The sequence below is a fragment of the Flavobacterium artemisiae genome (assembly GCF_042678225.1).
GTDB classification, from domain to species: domain Bacteria; phylum Bacteroidota; class Bacteroidia; order Flavobacteriales; family Flavobacteriaceae; genus Flavobacterium; species Flavobacterium artemisiae.
In genome coordinates this window covers 484,637-502,265 of sequence record NZ_JBHUDZ010000016.1, presented here as the reverse complement: position 1 = coordinate 502,265, position 17,629 = coordinate 484,637, and the positions used below count along the sequence as shown (strand labels likewise).

General features: G+C 33.6%; 18 protein-coding genes. 3 read left to right on the top strand and 15 right to left on the bottom strand.

Annotation, left to right across the window (positions count from 1 at the left end):
• Positions 1-18: 18 nt before the first annotated feature.
• Together ACFSC2_RS18455 and ACFSC2_RS18450 are read left to right on the top strand one after the other, a co-directional pair.
• Entirely contained in the window at positions 19-1,044 is a 1,026-nt protein-coding gene (locus tag ACFSC2_RS18455) for a helix-turn-helix domain-containing protein (RefSeq protein ID WP_379815818.1), read from the top strand.
• A 311-nt stretch (positions 1,045-1,355) separates the two neighbouring features.
• A complete protein-coding gene (locus ACFSC2_RS18450) occupies positions 1,356-2,306 on the top strand; it encodes a bifunctional helix-turn-helix transcriptional regulator/GNAT family N-acetyltransferase (RefSeq protein ID WP_379815817.1) in 951 nt (316 codons plus the stop codon).
• A gap of 83 nt (positions 2,307-2,389) precedes the next feature.
• Here the strand turns inward: ACFSC2_RS18450 and ACFSC2_RS18445 are convergent, their stop codons facing one another.
• From ACFSC2_RS18445 to ACFSC2_RS18410, 8 genes are all read right to left on the bottom strand, one after another.
• Entirely contained in the window at positions 2,390-3,589 is a 1,200-nt protein-coding gene (locus ACFSC2_RS18445) for an NAD(P)/FAD-dependent oxidoreductase (protein WP_379815816.1), read from the bottom strand.
• Positions 3,586-4,104, bottom strand: a complete 519-nt coding sequence (locus ACFSC2_RS18440) for a low affinity iron permease family protein (RefSeq protein ID WP_379815815.1) — start codon at positions 4,102-4,104, stop codon at positions 3,586-3,588. Before ACFSC2_RS18440 ends, ACFSC2_RS18445 begins: the two co-directional genes overlap by 4 nt.
• A complete protein-coding gene (locus tag ACFSC2_RS18435) occupies positions 4,104-6,929 on the bottom strand; it encodes an AsmA family protein (protein ID WP_379815814.1) in 2,826 nt (941 codons plus the stop codon). Before ACFSC2_RS18435 ends, ACFSC2_RS18440 begins: the two co-directional genes overlap by 1 nt.
• Before the next feature lie 166 nt (positions 6,930-7,095).
• On the bottom strand, positions 7,096-7,929 hold the full coding sequence (locus tag ACFSC2_RS18430) for an MlaD family protein (RefSeq protein WP_379815813.1): 834 nt from the start codon (positions 7,927-7,929) through the stop codon (positions 7,096-7,098).
• Between the two features lie 27 nt (positions 7,930-7,956).
• Positions 7,957-8,736 carry an ABC transporter ATP-binding protein gene (locus ACFSC2_RS18425; RefSeq protein ID WP_379815812.1) on the bottom strand — a complete coding sequence of 260 codons (780 nt, stop codon included), beginning with the start codon at positions 8,734-8,736 and terminating at the stop codon, positions 7,957-7,959.
• 2 nt (positions 8,737-8,738) lie between these two features.
• A complete protein-coding gene (locus tag ACFSC2_RS18420) occupies positions 8,739-9,497 on the bottom strand; it encodes an MlaE family ABC transporter permease (protein ID WP_379815811.1) in 759 nt (252 codons plus the stop codon).
• A 273-nt stretch (positions 9,498-9,770) separates the two neighbouring features.
• Positions 9,771-12,041 (bottom strand): glycosyltransferase, encoded by a 2,271-nt coding sequence (locus ACFSC2_RS18415; RefSeq protein WP_379815810.1) that lies wholly within the window; start codon positions 12,039-12,041, stop codon positions 9,771-9,773.
• Complete coding sequence (locus ACFSC2_RS18410) at positions 12,022-13,101, bottom strand: glycoside hydrolase family 130 protein (protein WP_379815809.1); 1,080 nt, start codon at positions 13,099-13,101, stop codon at positions 12,022-12,024. Before ACFSC2_RS18410 ends, ACFSC2_RS18415 begins: the two co-directional genes overlap by 20 nt.
• Before the next feature lie 267 nt (positions 13,102-13,368).
• On the opposite strand from ACFSC2_RS18410, the gene ACFSC2_RS18405 reads away from it, so the two are divergent.
• Complete coding sequence (locus ACFSC2_RS18405) at positions 13,369-13,530, top strand: DUF1328 domain-containing protein (RefSeq protein WP_379815808.1); 162 nt, start codon at positions 13,369-13,371, stop codon at positions 13,528-13,530.
• 249 nt (positions 13,531-13,779) lie between these two features.
• Here the strand turns inward: ACFSC2_RS18405 and ACFSC2_RS18400 are convergent, their stop codons facing one another.
• The 7 genes from ACFSC2_RS18400 to ACFSC2_RS18370 all read right to left on the bottom strand — a co-directional run.
• Entirely contained in the window at positions 13,780-14,247 is a 468-nt protein-coding gene (locus tag ACFSC2_RS18400) for a DUF1440 domain-containing protein (RefSeq protein ID WP_379815807.1), read from the bottom strand.
• Positions 14,248-14,283: 36 nt separating this feature from the next.
• Positions 14,284-14,793, bottom strand: a complete 510-nt coding sequence (locus ACFSC2_RS18395; protein ID WP_379815806.1) for a DinB family protein — start codon at positions 14,791-14,793, stop codon at positions 14,284-14,286.
• Between the two features lie 10 nt (positions 14,794-14,803).
• Positions 14,804-15,181, bottom strand: a complete 378-nt coding sequence (locus ACFSC2_RS18390) for a VOC family protein (RefSeq protein ID WP_379815805.1) — start codon at positions 15,179-15,181, stop codon at positions 14,804-14,806.
• A gap of 83 nt (positions 15,182-15,264) precedes the next feature.
• Complete coding sequence (locus ACFSC2_RS18385) at positions 15,265-15,474, bottom strand: hypothetical protein (protein ID WP_379815804.1); 210 nt, start codon at positions 15,472-15,474, stop codon at positions 15,265-15,267.
• 13 nt (positions 15,475-15,487) lie between these two features.
• Entirely contained in the window at positions 15,488-15,868 is a 381-nt protein-coding gene (locus ACFSC2_RS18380; RefSeq protein WP_379815803.1) for a DoxX family protein, read from the bottom strand.
• Between the two features lie 367 nt (positions 15,869-16,235).
• Positions 16,236-16,976, bottom strand: a complete 741-nt coding sequence (locus tag ACFSC2_RS18375; protein ID WP_379815802.1) for a GNAT family N-acetyltransferase — start codon at positions 16,974-16,976, stop codon at positions 16,236-16,238.
• Positions 16,977-17,047: 71 nt separating this feature from the next.
• Positions 17,048-17,629 (bottom strand): Crp/Fnr family transcriptional regulator (locus tag ACFSC2_RS18370; RefSeq protein ID WP_379818685.1); only part of this gene is annotated, 582 nt, incomplete at its 5' end.

Genomic DNA, 17,629 nt, shown 5'->3' with positions numbered 1-17,629 from the left:
ATTTAAAATCCAGTCACAATGAAAATAGTTACTATAAACACAGATAAAACTCGAAATATATTTGAAGAACTTCAAACCAGTTTTGGCGGAAAAGTAACTTTTGATTTAGAAGAATATACTCTTGAGGTACAAAATAGTTTTACAGAAGGATCTATTTCTGGTGCATCTTTTAATGATAATATATCATACGTACAGTTTGATATGGTTTTTTCGACAGATGTGCGATTGGATATTTTAAATTTGAAATCATCTCCGATCTATTTTGCGTATTGCTCAAAAGGAAATCTAACACATAGTTTTGGACGAAATACTGAAGAAAGAACCCTAAAAACTTTTCAGACTGCAATTGTGACTTCTAAACACAGCCAGGATAATGTTTTGTTTTTTGAAAAAGGAAAAAACACGAAATTAACGCTGATTATTGTGGGAACTCAATTGGATAGTGTAAATCAAAGACATTCTTTGAATCAGCAGGTTAAAGAAACTTTCTTTGAGAATAATATGGTTCAGGATTTCTTTTACGTTGGTTCTTATAATTTGCAGATTGCAGAAAAAATTGAGCAATTAAATTCGATTACACAAAGTGGAATTGTTCGAAATCTTTTAAAAGAAGGTATTATAAGAATTATTTTGGCGATGGAAATTCAGCAGCATTCTGACGATTTGCATGCTTTTGCTAATGAATCAAATGGATTGACTCTGAGAGAAATGGAAGAAATTAAAGAGCTTTCTGAATTGATTAAAATGAATCCAGAAGAAGCTTTTACGATCAAATCATTAAGCAAAAAATCGGGACTTTCTCCAAATAAACTTCAGGAAGGTTTCAAAATGATTCATAACAGAACGGTTAACGATTATATTACACACATGCGTGTATTAAAAGCCGAAACTTTAATTAGAACTTCTGATTTAAATATCTCAGAAATAGTGTATTGCATTGGTTTTACGAGCAGAAGCTATTTTTCTAAAATCTTCAAACAAAAATTTAACTGCAGTCCAAAAGAGTATAAATTTAATTTGACTCCGATGGCAGTGACAGCGTAGATTTTTTTGGGAGATGCTAAGTTTCTAAGCTTCTAAGATACTGAGCTTCTAAGATTTTGAGATGGTAAGTTTCTCAACATTGTCTGGAATCAATTAAAAAATAAAGACGTTAGCTATTACAGCCACATATATAGAAAGCTGCTAAGAAAAACTTAGCAGCTTTTATTTTTAAGATTCTAAGCTACTAAGCTGCAAAGTAGCTGAAAAACTCAGAATCTTTGAACTTAGCAACTTAGCATCAAAAAAAAAATTTTGCAAAAATATTTTTTTTTTCATACATTTACATAACTGGTTATATAATTAATTATTTTATGGATTTTTTTAATAAAGTTGGAAAAGCTGCTCTAGGGAGTCGTCTTCGTTTGATGACTGCAGCGATTACAGATGATGCTTCTAAAATATACGAATTGTATGGAGTAGAGTTTATCCCGAAATGGTTTCCTGTATTTTATACGCTGGCAGAAGAAAGAGAAATCACGATTACTGAAATCGCTTCGGAGATTGGTCATTCTCAACCTTCAGTAAGTAAAATTATGCGGGAATTAATCGCAGCAGGATTAGTAGAAGAAATTGAAAAAGCAGATGATAAACGTAAAAATAATATCATCTTAACTCAAAAAGGAACCGCTATTTCGCAGGTCTTCAAAAATCAGTTACAGGATATTGATTTTGCTATTGAAGAAATGATTTTACAGTCTAAACATAATCTTTGGGCAGCATTGGAAGAATGGGAGTTCTTATTAAGCCAAAAATCATTGTTGAAGAGGGTAAGTGAGCAGAAAAAAAAGCGTGAAAGTAAAAATGTTGAAATTGTAGAGTACAAACCACAATACAAAGAACCATTTAAAGCCTTGAACGTAGAATGGATTTCGAAATACTTTGAAATGGAAGAAGCTGATTATAAAGCACTGGATAATCCGGAAGATTATATTTTAAATAAAGGAGGAAAAATCCTTGTGGCATTGTATGATAATGAACCTGTTGGTGTTTGTGCGCTCATTAAAATGAATGATTCTGAGTACGATTTTGAGATGGCTAAAATGGCAGTTTCTCCAAAAGCACAAGGTAAAAATATTGGTTATTTGTTAGGAAATGCCATAGTTAATGCTGCAAAACAGTCAGGAGCAAAAAAGATCTATCTGGAAAGCAACACGATCTTAAAGCCTGCAATAAATCTATATTACAAATTAGGTTTCGAAAAAGTCTTTGGACTTTCGACTCCATACAAACGTTGTAATATTCAAATGGAGTTGGTTCTTTAGCAGGATCAAAGAGGCAAAGGTGCATAGGTTCAAAGTAAACCTTTGTCGCTTTGTACCTATGCACCTTTGCGTCTTTGACAAACTTATCTTCCAAATCGATAATAATCTAAATCAATATTTTTTTTGTTGTTGATGGAATCCATAATAGAGTTCATTCCGATCACGCTGAAAGTGATTCCGTTACCGCCGAAACCTAGTACATAATGTTCATTTTTCTTTGCATTTGGTTTTCCGAAATAGGGAAGTCCGTCTTTGGTTTCTCCAAAAGTACCGGCCCAGGAATAATCAATTTTAAAGTCAAGCTCTGGAAATCTTTTTTCAAACTGTTTTAATAGATACTGCTCTTTTTTGGGTAATAATTTATCTCGTTTTTTCGGATCTTTAAAATCTTCGTCACCGCCTCCCATAATGATGCGATTGTCTGCCGTTGCACGGTAATAGTGGTACGGCGATGAAGTATCCCAAAAAATGGCGTTTTTGAATGAGTGCGATAAATCGGGTACGCTTTCAGAAGTAATCACATACGTACTTTTTAGATTAACTACTTTTTCATCAAGCGTTTCGGTGCTTTCGTAACCGCTGCAGTGAATAATATGATCGGCTGTGATCTTACACTTTTCATCGGTCGTAGCGACGCTTTTACCTTTTTGATTTTGAATAGAGGCAATGTTTGTGCGATCAAAAATCTGCATACCTCTTTCTTGACAATAAACAAGAAGATCGTGCGCGAGTTTATAAGGATCCATAACGGCTGCGGTTTTAGACTCAAGTGCCGCCATAGCATTCAATCCTAATTTGTCTAGATCGTATTTATTAAGCCAGCTGACATCAAAGCCATGCTGTTTACGAACTTTAAATTCGTTTTTTAGAAACGGTATATCTTTTTTATAAGAAGTAAAATAAATGCTTTTTTTGAATTCAAATTCGCAGTCACTTTCAATGTCATCAATTATAGCCCGCAAGTCAAAAATGGCTTTTTTGCCTTTGTTATAACTATCAACAGCACATTTTGTACCGCGTAGTTTTACAAGTTCGTGAAGAGGAACATCGATCTCGTACTGAAGCAGTGCGGTGCTTCCTGCCGTACTGCCGCCGGCGACATCACGACGATCAACTAAGATAATTTTTTTTCCTTCATTAATTAATTTGTAAGCTATCAATGCGCCTGTAATTCCTCCTCCTATAATTAAAATCGAAGTATTTAAATCAGACTCAAGAGAAGGATAGCTTTGTTTCATGGCATTTTTTATGGGCCAGAAAGTTTCTATAGAACGTAATTTCATTTTTTGGTTGTGTTTTTAGGGATGTTTTTGGTGGTATTTGTGGTAGTTTTTTTTGATTTAGGTTTTAAGTTTTTGTGTTTTCTTTCGTGTAATTCATGCGCTTCGGCGATAGAATGCGAAGTTCTAATGCTTTGTTCTTTTTTAGCCAGTTCGCTTAATCGATGATAGTATTTCTGAATGATAATCATTTCTTCTTCGGTCATACTTTCGATATCGACCAAACTATTGCTTGAAGATTCATTTGAAGCAACCAATTCATTTAATTTTAACTGAATCGCTAATGAATCTTTATTTTGCGCTTTCTGAATTAGGAACACCATTAAAAAAGTAATAATGGTAGTTCCTGTATTAATGACTAATTGCCAAGTTTCGGAATAATCAAAAATAGGCCCCGAAATTCCCCACGCAAGTACGATTATAAAAGCGCCGATAAAAGCTGGAGTGCTTCCGGCTGCTTTTGATACTTTCGAAGCAAATTTTTCAAAGGCGCTGCTATTTTGTTTTTTATCCCCCATTAGTTTTTATTCCTTTTTTTGCTGACTTTTTCTTTTTTGATCACTTTATTATGTTTTTCATCGTAAACAGCTTCATTAATTTCTTGACCTGTTTTACTGAAAATTTTAATTTTTGGCGCTTCATGGGTTCCAGTAACTACGATCGGAAAACCAATAATACCAAATAGAGGTAATCCAAGACGCATTCTTAAATCCAGAAGTCCATCAAAACTCGTTGTGCCTTTTATAGTAGGTTTAAAAGCAGCAACAGTAAACGTAAAAGGTTCTATTCGAATTAAATTATTATCAATTGTTGATTTAATTTCAATTCCTTTCATATCCGGATTGTCCAAACCGCTTTGTCCTGTTTTAGAGCTGATTCCGTCAAATAATTTTAAACCTTTTATTTTTACATCACGCAGATTTAGTGTGCCGCCGCCTTCAAGAGATGCATAAATTGGACTCATGTTTCCGTCTAAATCTCCTTTAATTTTGTAATCTACAGAAATGATTCCGTGCGCTTTTTCGGCAGCCGTAACCATATCATGAAACATCGGAATCTCTTTGTAGGCGCGTTGTACATCAAAATCTTTAGCACGGAAGTGTGCATCAAAATGTGCAGACGTAGGGGATTCGTCTTTGTATGAAGCATCAATTCCTAAAATACAATCAATTATATTAAAGGTAATGTTTTCTAAGTAAAATCCTTCTTTTTTTATAATAGTTTTTCCGTTAAGCTTATTGATTATCAATCCATTGTATTCTACTTTGTCTGCATTAGCATTCAAACTGACATTTAAATTTTTAGGAATAATAACCACACCGCTCATTTTTGGGTGATCTTCTTTAGCATATTCTACAGCTGTGGTTCTATCTTTATTTTCGCCTTTTTCGAGCGCCATAAATTCATCAACATTAATCAGTTTTGATTTTAAGTTGAAATTGCCGCTCAAAGTTCCATTCGATTCTAAGAAATAATTAATGGTATTTAAAAGATAACCATTAATATCAAAATCTGATTTTCCGTAAGAAGCATTAAATTTTTCAAACCACATTTTTTCGTTCTGAAAACGGAAATTTCCCTCTTTAATAAAGAAAGATTTTGGAAATAATTCTGATGTTGCTTTTATATTTTTTAATAATAAAGTCCCTCGATTATCCAGTTTGCTATATTGACCTGTTGTCGCATAACTTTGTTTTCCTTTTAATGAAAGATCTGCTTTGGCGTAACCAGTTACATCGAGACCTTTTTGAGAGAAAACCTGATAAATTCGCCCAACATTCAATTCGCCTTTTACTTTGGCATTATAGGCCAAATCGCTAAAATCAGATAAAGTTGCGTTGACGTAAACGGGATTTCCTTCAAAAACGAAAGAAGCAGGAGAAACTGCTACAATCAAATCCTGATAGGTTCCGGCTTTGTTGAGCATATTGGCAACAAAAGTGATATTGGTAATCGGGTTTGGATAATATTTTGTTTTAAGCCAGCCGTCGCGCAGTGAAATACCGCCGATGGTTTTTGGAAATAATTTTTTGGATGTACTAAATGTACCTCGCGCCTTAATATCGGTTTTTAAAATTCCTTTTACATCGACACTGTTTAAACCTAATGCAGCATCTACAACAGCAAGATCTAATGCACCTTTTACACTTGCATTTATCGACATTTCGCTTAAACCTTTACTGTGCAGATACGCATTAAAATAATCTTTTTCTCCAACTTTAAATTTGAATGTTCTGAGGTTGACCAATAACTTTTCGGTATCCAGAGACGGAAGCAATGCATTTAAATCCATCTGGAAATCAGTCAGCGGCACCGGCGCGTTTTGATAATTAACAGCACCTTCCTTTATTTTTAAATTGAATGCTAAATTTGGTTTTAGTTTTTTAGATACATTATAATCGCCTTTAAACGAAAGCGTTAAATCGCTTCTTCCAGAAATTTCAGTTCTTTCCAGCCAAGTCAAATATTCGGGAGGCATTACAGAAAGTAAATCTTTTACGGTCGTATTTTCTGAAGCTGCTTTGATATTGATTTTATACCCTTCTTTTAAAATAGAAAAAATACCCGTAAATTTTAAAGGCAGTTTGTTAATCTGTAATTCATTTTTTTGAAGAATAAATGTAAGGGCATTTGTATTGATACGCGTTATCAGATCGGCCTGTACTTTTTTCTTTCTTAAATAACCTGTACGATCGTAATAAAAATCCAGGACATCAATTTTCGCATCTGTCGCAAGGTCAAAAATATCTTCGCTTAGATTTCCTTTTCCTACATAATTAAATCCTTGGGCATCAACCAAAATCTTGGCAGAACGGTCGTTATATTTTACATGACAGTTTTCGATATCAATTCGTTCTAATCGAATTGCTGTTCCTTCTTCTGGCGAGTTTTCATCTTTTTTCTCGTCTTTTCTATTTTCTGGAGCAATATAAATGTTGTAATTGGCTTGACCTTTTTCATTAACCATTACATTTATTAATGCGTCAGAAACATAAAGTTTGTTGATTTTTACTTCGTTATCAAAAATCAATCGCTTTAAATTGATTCCGAAAGCCACTTCATCAGCTCTTAACAAAGTATCGTTGCTAAAAGGCGCAGAACCTGTAAGCGACAAATTATCCAGCGAAACAGTTAGAGACGGAAAATGGGTAAAAAAAGAAAGTTTTGATTTTGTAAAATCGAGTTTAGTATCCAAACGTTCGTTCGCAATCTTCTTTACTTCCGAAGCAATTTTCCCAGGAAAAAGCAATGGAATAATAAATAACAAAAACAAAATCACTGCAATTGATATTCCAGTGATTTTTAAAACTTTAAAGGCGGTATGTTTAATTGAAGTAGGCATATATATAAGTTTTTATTGTTTTATTAAAACAAGAAAAGCTACAGGCTAAAGATTAGAAGTAAAAAAGTAACTGCAGCATCTTTTTGGTTGTAAGTTATAATCGTGAGTTATGTTTTATTATACTCTTTCCAAAAACAATAAATTCGAATTTGGAATTTCAAAAAACCTAATTTTTCTTAGCAGCTTCTGCTTTTTTTGCATCTTCTGCTTTCTGTTTTTCTTCTTTCTCTTTCTGCTCTTTTAATTCCTTTTCTTTTTGTTCTTTTTCTTTAGCAGCTTTCTCTTGTTGTTCTTCTTTTTTCTCTTTTATTTCTTCCTGTTTTTTGGCTTTTTCTTTTGCTTTTTTCTTGTAATAACCTCTTAAAAGGAAATTACTTTTTGCAGCTTCCATATTATCGCTGAAACCTTTTGTTCCAGATTCTAAATTATTAAGCGTGTTAGAAACACTGTTGGCCATTTTATCGTCTTTAACTAATCGGGCAAGCGCACCGTTTCCGTTGTTCATACTGTGGCTGAAAATCGCAAGCTCGTCTGAAATTATACCAACATTATCCACGCTTTTCTTAACGCTTTTCATAAGGTCGTTCATTTCGATTCCGTCAATAGAAGCAATTTTACCATTGTCCTCTATCACTTTTTGAGATTTTGCACCAGGAGAAATTGTAAGCACTTTATCACCCATTAAACCGTCAGAACCAATACTGGCAGTGGCATCTGTTTTTATAAATTCTCGAACTTCTTCTTTCATTACCAAAACAACTACAACAGACGAATCGTTGATTAGTTTAATTTGTTCTACGGTTCCAACATTAATACCCGAGAAACGAACATTATTTCCTACTTCTAAACCACTTACCGTTTTAAACTGCGAAGTGATATGAAAGGTAGAACCAAATAGATTTTTTTGTTTTCCTATAAAATATACGGCCATTATAAAAAGCAGTAAGCCAATTGTTACAAACATTCCTAATTTCCAAGTATATCCCGATTGCTTTTCCATGATTTCTAGTATTTATTTTGCTTTTGCTTATTCAAAAAATGAGCGAACCCATTCATCTTCGTTTTCTTCTAATTCTTCGTAAGTTCCTTCGGCATGAATTACACCGTCTTTTAAAACAATAATTCGATCTGCGGTTAACTTCGCGCAAGCCATATCGTGTGTAATAATGATCGAAGAAGTTTTTTGTTTATGTTTAATATCCAAAATCAATTCGCTGATTTCTCTCGATGTAATCGTGTCCAAACCTGTTGTAGGTTCATCATAGAGAATAATTTCAGGTTTTAAGATTAATGTTCGTGCCAAACCGATTCTCTTTTTCATCCCTCCCGAAAGTTCAGAAGGCATTTTGTCGATTGCATCAGCCAAACCAACATTTTCAAGTGCTTCCATGACTTCATTTTCAATTTCATCAGCACTCAAATCACGTTTGTGTTTGGTTAAAGTAAAAGCCAGATTTTCGCGAACCGACATCGAATCATACAAAGCACCGCTTTGAAACAAAAAGCCGATTTTGACTCTTATGGCATTCAGCTCATTTTTTGGAAGATTAAGAACATTTTCGTCAAAAACTTTTATTTCTCCTTTGTCAGGTTCAATCAGTCCGACGATACATTTTATCGTAACCGATTTTCCAGAACCAGAACGCCCTAGAACCACAAGATCTTCTCCTTTGTTCAATGTTAGATTTACACCTTTTAAAACGGTATTGTCTTTGCCAAAAGTTTTGTGCAGATCTTTGATTTCTATAATCGCAGTCTGTTCAATTTCTTTTACTTTAGGCTCTCTATGTTTTTTCTCTTTAATCATTTTTAAAAGAATAAATCGGTTATTTGTACTGCGACCATATCAATAATAAAGATGCTTAATGAAGCTGTAACTACTGCTGAGTTTGCTGCGCGTCCTACACTTTCTGTTCCGTTTAAGGCATTAAAACCTTTAAAACAGCCAATCATCCCAATAAAAAATCCGAAGAAGAAAGTTTTTAATGTTGCAGGCAGTAAATCCAGATATTCAAGCGATTGAATAATTTGAGTTAAGTAGCGGTAAAAATTGACATCGCCATGAATATTAATTCCAACATAACCTCCAATAATTCCGATCGCATCGGCAAAAAAGACCAAAACCGGAACCATTAAAGTACAGGCCAAAACGCGTGTAACAACCAAATAATTATAGGGATTGATAGCCGAAACTTCCATAGCATCAATTTGTTCGGTTACTTTCATAGAACCTAATTCGGCTCCAATTCCTGACGAAATTTTTCCTGCGCAGATTAATGCTGTAATAACAGGAGCAATTTCTCTGATTAATGATAAAGCCACCATTCCAGGCAGCCAGGATTCCGCTCCAAATTTGACCAAAGTAGGGCGGGACTGAAGTGTAAGTACCAAACCCATAATAAATCCTGTTATGGCGACCAAAGGCAATGATTTGTAGCCAATAATATAACATTGTTTTAAAAACTCTTTGGTCTCGTAAGGCGGAACGAAAACCTCCTTAAAAAACTTCTTGGCGAACAAAGCAGTTTCTCCAATTTCGGCGAATATATTTTTTATACTGAGAATCAAAATGTTTTTTGTTTTAGTGTGAATGATATTTTGGTGAAAATCAGGGCGTAATATTTAAACACATATCCTGATTTTGTACAGGAAAGTTACCAAAATAAAACACTAAAAATCTTACACAACTTTTTTGGAACGTTATATAATTTTCATTGCACAAGCACAATAAAAATTTCAAAAGCACGTTATGGGCTTACTTTAAACAAAAAATCCCTTTCATTAAGAAAGGGATTTTCCGGGTTAAAAAACAAGTATTTGGCTAGTTTTCGAATAATATGTTTATGAGTTGATGGCCACGCCGCTTCTGCTTTTTAATAACGGAATTACTTTGGTATCAGACATTTTTAAATTTTCCATAATCAATCTTGCTGTTAAATAACAAACTGTTGATTCTGCACCTTGGTTCAAGTTTACATTTTCTTTTTCTAATCCGTCATAACCGCCACCGCTTATAGGGTTGTACATAATTTGGTTTAAATGGTTTTTACCTAAAAACCAATCAAATGCTTTTTTCATTTTATGTTTGTATTCTGGAAGACCGAAAGCATTGTAAAATGAATTTAATGTTTGTATAGTATACGAAACATCAATTGGCTGTTCTCCGTACGGATGTGGTTCTGAATCTTTATGTAACCAGCCGTTGTTAGAAATAACTCTGAATTTTTTATTGACAAACATTTTTGATAATAAGAAATCCAGCGAATCCATTGCGACTTTTTTGTAAACAGGTTTATTGGTAACCAAAAAAGCATAAAGCATTGATTCTGGTAAAACTCCGTTTCCGTAAGTTAAATAATTTTCGAACCATTTCCATTCATCAGAAGCATGATCTTCATAATTAGCAAGCAGTTTTGCGTTCAATTTATTAATAATCGCCGCAACATATAAGTTTGGAACTGTTGAATGATACAAATACAATCCTTTTGTTGCAAAACCGATAGAACGAGGTGATTGAATGTTTTCTGCCCATTTTAAAGAATTCAACAAACATTTTGATGCTTTTTTGATAATTGCTTCAGGCAAAATGTCAGACAAAGAAACAACCGTTCCTAAAGCCCAAATCGCTCTTGCATTTGAATCCTCCAAGTTTACTTCGGCATTTTGTTCAATATGTTCTCTGTTTTCTTGATCGACATAATTGATAAAACTTCCTTTTGGTTTTTGACAACGCTGGATAAAGTCCAAATAGATCAAAATATAACCTAAATCCTCTTTGTCCTGTGTTAATCTGTAATGCATGCAAAATGCTATCAAAGCGCGCGCATTATCGTCTAGAGTATATCCTGAATCTAAATCCGGAATAGAAATTTTGCTGAATTGGATGATACCAAGATCGGTTGTCAATTTTTTAACATGATGTAATTGAATCGAAGGATAGCTGAATTTAATTTCAGTCGGGTTTTCAATTAATCTTTTATAAGTGCTCATATGATTAATTGCTGCATTTTCCCAAGACGAAGCACGCATTTTTGTAAAAGCGTTGATACCCATTTCGTTTCTTAGTTTTTCATCTGCAATTAATTTAATTGCCGCTTCGGCAAATTGATCGACGTCTCCGATATCTACTAAAATTCCTGAATCTGAAGTTAAAACTTCTTTTGTATGCGGAATTTTTGATGCCACAATCGGACAAGCACAGCTCATTGCATACGCAAAAGTGCCGCTTACTGCCTGATTTGGATCTTTTGAAGTAAACATATAAATATCAGTTGCTTTTAAATAATCTAAAAGCTCCTCTGTTTCTAAATATTGATTGATAAAACGAACATTGTTTTCAATTTTCAGCTCTTTTACAAGCGCCTCCAATTTGTCGCGATAAACATCAACGCCATCTTTTATAAGATTAGGATGCGTACAACCAATAACTAGATACAATACATTTGGTGCTTTCTCTATAATTTTTGGAAGTGCCTGTAATCCTGTTTCTATATTTTTTCCTTCTCCTAAAAGTCCGAAAGTAGATAAAACGATTCGGTCCTCAAAGTTGAATTTTTTCTTAGCTTGTTCTGGTGTTTCATAAATCACGATGTGAGTGCCATGAGGTACACAAGAAATAATTTCTTCTGCAATGCCATAATCATTAACCAAAATTTCTTTTGATCGGTTAGTCATTACAAAAGCCGAATTGCTGTAACTTAAAAGTAGTTTTACAAACTCTCTTAATTCATCGTTCGGATTTTGAATCACGCTGTGAAAAGTAAACGTTACGGGCTTTTTGATCACATTTAGAAAATCTAAAAGATGATCGCCATAGTTTCCTGCAAACAAACCAAATTCATGCTGAATGTGTACTAATTTTACATTCTCATCTTCGTTTATTTCTGCTGCAACTTTTGCATATTCTTCTCTTACTGTTGTGTTTAGTGTAAAAGCTTGTGTTGGTTCTGCTTTTGGTTCTTTTACCAATTCGCAGATTTCACACGAAATAGATTTACCATAAACATCTGTAATTCCTTTGATTGTGTCTTGAGTATAAGTAGCAATGCCGCATTGAGTCGGCGGAAAAGTTGATAGAAATACTATTTTTGATTTATTTGATATCGTCTTCATTGGGATTCTGTTTTAGTTCGGTTAATAACTCGTTAAGGTTCAACGATGCAACAGCAATTTTATCATCAGCTGCACCATAATAAATATATAATTGGCCGTCAAATAAGGCAGTCCCTGTTGGGAAAACCACATAATTAACATAACCGTGTCTTTCGTAATATTCTGCAGGCGTGATAATTGGTTTTGGCAGTCTTGCAATTACTTTTGCCGGATTTTCTAAATCAAGCAAAACGGCACAAGCATGATAAACTAAACCTTTTTCTCTTTTTTCTGCAGCATGGTAAATTAAAAGCCATCCGTCAGCTGTTTCGATCGGCGGTGCGCCTGGACCAATATGACTGGATTCGTGCTCGTATTTTGGTTCCATCACAATATGATCAGGAAGGTTTTTCATGTATTCTTTCCAGAATTCAGACGTTAATTCTTTTTTCTTTTCGAATGAAAAAATCTGAATTGAAGGAAATAATCTGTGAAGAGCCACAAATTTTCCGTTGATTTTCTTCGGAAACAACACTATATTTTTATCCCAGACAAACAATTTTTCTTTCATTGTTTCCGTCAGCGGATAGTTTCTTGCCGTATTAAAGGCTAAAATTTTAGCAACACTCGGATTTTGAAGATGTTTTCTAATAAAATTGCTAAACTCATGCAAAATGAATCTAGGCGTTATAATTCCTTTTTTCTTAAAACTCATTAAATTCTTCGAAGTGGCCACAGCTCCGCAGGCATTTAATCCATCGTAAGTGACATAGGTCATATAAAAAACATCATCAATTTTGGTAACTCTCGGATCCTCTACACCATGAATTTCATAAATGTATTCGGGAACAAAAAAAGGTTCAGCAAGTCTTTCTACTAAAGTAATCGGACCTTCAAAACGGCAATACCCAATTGTCGAAAAATTACCTTTTTTAGCCGCTCTGTAAAACATATGAACTGTATTCCCATCCTGATAAATTGCCGGATTTAAAACACCTAGTTCTTCAAAAGCACGTTCTGTTTTTTCTAGAATTACACCGTGTTTTGTAGCAGTTATGTTTTTAGTTGCCGCTAATTCCATGCTTTAAATTTTCATCTAAATTACTTTGGGAATGAAGCGGCAATTAACGCAATCGATCAAAAAATTAACTCAAATGCTTAAACATGGTAATTCTATAAACTGTAGGAATAAATTGTAAAAGAAAACACTTTGAAATTGATTTTTAGTTTATTGAGTTAATCAAAAGCCGTTTTAGAGTTAACAAGATTTGTAGGAATAAAATAATTTTGAATAACAAACAAAGCATGACTTTGAAAATCATTTTTACAAACTTAAAATCTAAATATTATGTTACGTTGGACAGTCATATTTATTATTCTAGCTATTGTAGCCGGAATATTTGGTTTCGGTGGAATTGCCGCTGGAGCTGCAGGAATTGCAAAAGTTCTATTCTTTATATTTCTAGTGTTATTCATTATTTCATTGATAACAGGAAGAACGAAAGTATAATTTTTTTAAAGGTTCAAAGGCTCAAAGGAGCAGAGGTTCAAAGGTTGGATTGTGTAAGCAGTTTGATTTTTGAACCTTTTTTTAAAGGCTCAAAGGGGCATAGACACTAGAGGTTCAAAGGTTTATATCTTTGGACCTTTTTTAGATTTAAAATGAAAGTTCTAGTTGTGTTCTCTACGTATTTTATAAATATAAGTTGCAAGGAAAAAACTTTGCCTCTTTGAACCTTAGCCTCTTTGCACCTTAAAATCAATACCATTTCGCATAGTATTTTCTAGTTATAAAAGCGATCGGCATTCCGATACAGAAAATGATAATTAAAATAGAAAGTAAAAGCGGGAAATCTAGTTTTTTTTCTGGAAGTACAGGAAATACAATTGGAAGTACAATAAGATTCATAACAACCCATACAAAAAATCCGTATGCGACACCAGATAAAAAAGTGTTTATTTTGAAAAACGGAATATAGGGGAAAATCTTAAAGTAAAACCAAGCAAAAATAAAAGCAATTAAAAAATGCAGTCCCAAGCCTATAAGAGCCATTTCTGACCCGCCGGTGTAAGCTTCTTTTTTGAAAATACCGCTTGCAATCGACTGGAGAATTTTTTCGGCAGTTGTTTTATGGAGTATTACTGCATAAACTAAAATGGCAGCAGTAATATCTAAAGTTCCTGCTACTAAACCAGATGAAAAAACAGTTCTAGTTTTTGATCTCATAGAAATATGTTTTTAAGTTTAAAATTAATTTCTGATTTAGGGTTTTCTAACGGCTTCGAGGATATTTTCTATTTGGCGTATATGTCTTTGTGTGTGTACGATAGCAAAATGTATCCATTCGTAAATGGTAAAATTATCAAATCCAGGAACTTGAGCATCTGTGCAAATAAGTGTTAGATCGTAAGTTTCTGCATCTTGAAATAAATCGGTTTGTATTTTTTTTACGGAAGCAAGTAAAGTGTTTTTACTATAATCAATTATAGCAGGTTTTATATTTTCTGGAGATTGATATTTAGTTTCAAAATTTAAAAAGATTTCATCAAGTTTTTTAAAATTTTCATCAGGCTCACGAGTCGCTTTTGTTGTTTTTCCTGCAAAAAGTGCCGGTAAACCAGAACATGCTAATATGATATGCTGAGCAGTTTGTGCAGCAGTCCAACTTCCTGCAAACGGAATCGTATTAATTTCCTCCTCGGTTGCTGAAGAAAGAATATCACTCAATTTGGTATACGTTTCTAAAATAATATTTTGAACAGCGTCTTTCATTTTCAAAGAATTAAGTGATTACAGAAGTTATCCACCAAACATTTCCAAAAGGATCTGTTATACCGCAAGTTCGTCCATAATCCTGATTGCTTAATTCCATTAAACTTGAAGCGCCATTTTCTAATGCTTTTTTATATGTTTCATCAGCATTCGGAACATAAACAAATAAATTGGCAGTCTGTTTTGCCCAATCAGTAATTTCATCGGTTACCATTATGGTGCTTCCATTAAGTGTAATTTCAGCGTGCATAATACTGCCGTCTTTTCGCAGCGATTTCGTATTGGTTTCAGACGCGCCGAAAACATTTTTAGTAAAATCTATGAACTTTGCTGCACCTTGCAAAATCAAGTAAGGCATGATGGTTTGATGTCCGCTTGGTAAATTCATAGTCTTGATTTTTAGAAAGATAGATACTCAAATATACGATATTTTTTAAAACTTTAAAAATCAAATATTTAAGTTACGGATCCCTAATCTAAAACTTCACAAGAATAACCAAGGGCAGTTAGAAGTTCAATTATTTTTTTGTTTGAAATAGATACGGAATGAATACGCAGAATTTTATCGCAATCTTCTAAATCGAAGTTGATCGAGCTATTTGGGAAATGCTCAAGAAGTTTCGCAATGATTATTTTGCACTGCGATTCTTCTTGAACATTTGTTTTAAAAACTTCAATCATAAAGTTTTGGTTTTTAGAGTGCTATGTTTTTATAACGCTGTATTTTATGATATGTTACATAAGAAACAATTAGAATTGCTAGAACAATCAATGGGAAGAAACCTTGAAAATCTATTCCGTCAACTGCAAAATGACTAATGGATGCAAAAATAAAATCGAAAGCAAATCCGGCATAAGCCCATTCTTTGATACGTCCAGGCACTTGTGGAATTATCAAAGCTAAAACGCCAAGGATTTTAAACACGACTAAAGCGTTTCCAAAATACTCTGGATAGCCCAAATGTCTAATTCCCTCTTTTGCCATTTCAGATTGAGAAGTTAAAGCCGGCATTAGGCCTTCAAATAAAAAAATAAGGATTGTAGTTGTCCAGAAAATGATTTTCGTTGTCTTCATTGGGTATTTGTTTTTAAAAGGTTATTAGTTAATGTATTACAAATCTAATAATGTTTTCCTTTTAATGAAATACACATTTGCGACTATTTTCGGGGCATTTGGGACAAGATTTTGATTTTAGATTTTAGAGGGTAGATTTTAGATTGAAAATAGTTCTCGCAAAGACGCGAAGTCGCAAAGTTTTATTTTTAAGCCACAAATTAAAAAAAGATTAAAGTAGTTGTTTCCCGCAGATTTGGCAGATTGAGCAGATTATTTATTTCGTGCTTAAAAATCTAATCTGCTCAATCTGCCAAATCTGCGAGAGCTAAAAAACTTTGCGACTTTGCGAGAGATTTAAAAGTTTTATTAATTGGAATTTGGAATTTTAAATATTGGAATTTAAAAAGTAGTTGGTAATCAAAAACAAATCCTCAAAACCCAATCTCGTATAAATGCCTTTTCCTAAAGCCGAAGCTTGCAATTGGGCATATTCACAATCAGCGTCTATCGCTTCGTTGATAGCAAATTTCATGATTTCTTCGGCAAAACCTCTTTTACGCATTTCAGGAATAACGCCGACACCGTGAATTCCCATTGTTTTTCCGGTTTGAAAAAGAGTAAGCGTTCCGATTGGTTTTTCGTCAAAATGAACCAAATAAAATTTTACATTCTCATAATTATGAACCAGCGTTTCTTTACTGATGATATAACTAAAAGACAGCGGATAAATATCGGACCAAGTTTTAGCATCTTCTTCATTTAAAACTCTTTTGAATGTAAGATTGTTATCAACTGGAAATTTTTCGCCCAATTTTAAAGCCATTGCGACAAGCTGAATTCGTATTTGAAATCCGTTTTTCTCGAATATTTGATTCGAATTACTCCCGAAAATATCCCAGTACGGAATGATCAAACCTGGATTTTTTTCTATAATTTCAAGAATTTGCGGTAGATTTTCTTCTGTAATATCTTCTCGGAACCATAAGCGATTTGGCCATCCTGAGTTTTTTATCTGACTAAATTCAAAAGAATCAATTTTATGGTTAGAAAGGAGCGGAGTGGCAACCGTTCTCCAAAGTGTGGTAAGGTTGTCAATATTATCTTTTATAAGGGCTGTATTTTTCATTTTTGATTATCAAATTAAATCTAAAACAAAGATAAAAGTAGCTTTCCTGAAAAACCTTTACATATGTTGATTTACAAATCTTTTTCGATACTTTTTCTAATTCGGCTTAACTGCGTTGGTGTAATTCCCAAATGCGAAGCGATATGCAGTAACGGAACGCGCTCTGCAATATCAGGATGTTTTTCAAGGAGTTTGAGATATCTCTCAGTTGCATTCTGCATAACGAGCGCGACTTCTCTTTGCTCTTTTTCGATAATCCAATGCTTTTCTAAATGCGCGATATAAAAGTTTTTGAGATCGTCATTTTCGTAAACGAGCTCCATATATTTTTTATAATTCAAATTGATGATAATCGAGTCTTCCAAAGCTTCAATAGTAAAATTGGAAGGTGTCTGCAGCATCAATGAAACTTTAGAACCAGCCAATATATTTTCGAGGAAAAGATTTTTGTTGTAGAAATTCCCTTGTTCATCTGTAATAAAAGTTCTAAGAACTCCTTTTGCAATAAAATGAAGATTCTTAGCTACTTCGCCGTATTGTAATAATGTTTCTCCTTTTTTTAGTGTTTGAAATTCGGCTATATTTTCAATCAGTTTCCAAGATTTCTCAGAAATAGGATAGGAGCTTTCAATGATACGTTTTAGGTTGGTTAG

Coding starts and splice junctions, on each gene's coding strand:
- ACFSC2_RS18445 (WP_379815816.1), bottom strand. CDS start 3,589: ATGAAATTACGTTCTATAGAAACTTTCTGGCCCATAAAAAATGCCATG.
- ACFSC2_RS18425 (WP_379815812.1), bottom strand. CDS start 8,736: ATGATTAAAGAGAAAAAACATAGAGAGCCTAAAGTAAAAGAAATTGAA.
- ACFSC2_RS18390 (WP_379815805.1), bottom strand. CDS start 15,181: ATGAATTTACCAAGCGGACATCAAACCATCATGCCTTACTTGATTTTG.
- ACFSC2_RS18450 (WP_379815817.1), top strand. CDS start 1,356: ATGGATTTTTTTAATAAAGTTGGAAAAGCTGCTCTAGGGAGTCGTCTT.
- ACFSC2_RS18415 (WP_379815810.1), bottom strand. CDS start 12,041: ATGAAGACGATATCAAATAAATCAAAAATAGTATTTCTATCAACTTTT.
- ACFSC2_RS18395 (WP_379815806.1), bottom strand. CDS start 14,793: ATGAAAGACGCTGTTCAAAATATTATTTTAGAAACGTATACCAAATTG.
- ACFSC2_RS18430 (WP_379815813.1), bottom strand. CDS start 7,929: ATGGAAAAGCAATCGGGATATACTTGGAAATTAGGAATGTTTGTAACA.
- ACFSC2_RS18385 (WP_379815804.1), bottom strand. CDS start 15,474: ATGATTGAAGTTTTTAAAACAAATGTTCAAGAAGAATCGCAGTGCAAA.
- ACFSC2_RS18440 (WP_379815815.1), bottom strand. CDS start 4,104: ATGGGGGATAAAAAACAAAATAGCAGCGCCTTTGAAAAATTTGCTTCG.
- ACFSC2_RS18380 (WP_379815803.1), bottom strand. CDS start 15,868: ATGAAGACAACGAAAATCATTTTCTGGACAACTACAATCCTTATTTTT.
- ACFSC2_RS18400 (WP_379815807.1), bottom strand. CDS start 14,247: ATGAGATCAAAAACTAGAACTGTTTTTTCATCTGGTTTAGTAGCAGGA.
- ACFSC2_RS18375 (WP_379815802.1), bottom strand. CDS start 16,976: ATGAAAAATACAGCCCTTATAAAAGATAATATTGACAACCTTACCACA.
- ACFSC2_RS18455 (WP_379815818.1), top strand. CDS start 19: ATGAAAATAGTTACTATAAACACAGATAAAACTCGAAATATATTTGAA.
- ACFSC2_RS18410 (WP_379815809.1), bottom strand. CDS start 13,101: ATGGAATTAGCGGCAACTAAAAACATAACTGCTACAAAACACGGTGTA.
- ACFSC2_RS18435 (WP_379815814.1), bottom strand. CDS start 6,929: ATGCCTACTTCAATTAAACATACCGCCTTTAAAGTTTTAAAAATCACT.
- ACFSC2_RS18405 (WP_379815808.1), top strand. CDS start 13,369: ATGTTACGTTGGACAGTCATATTTATTATTCTAGCTATTGTAGCCGGA.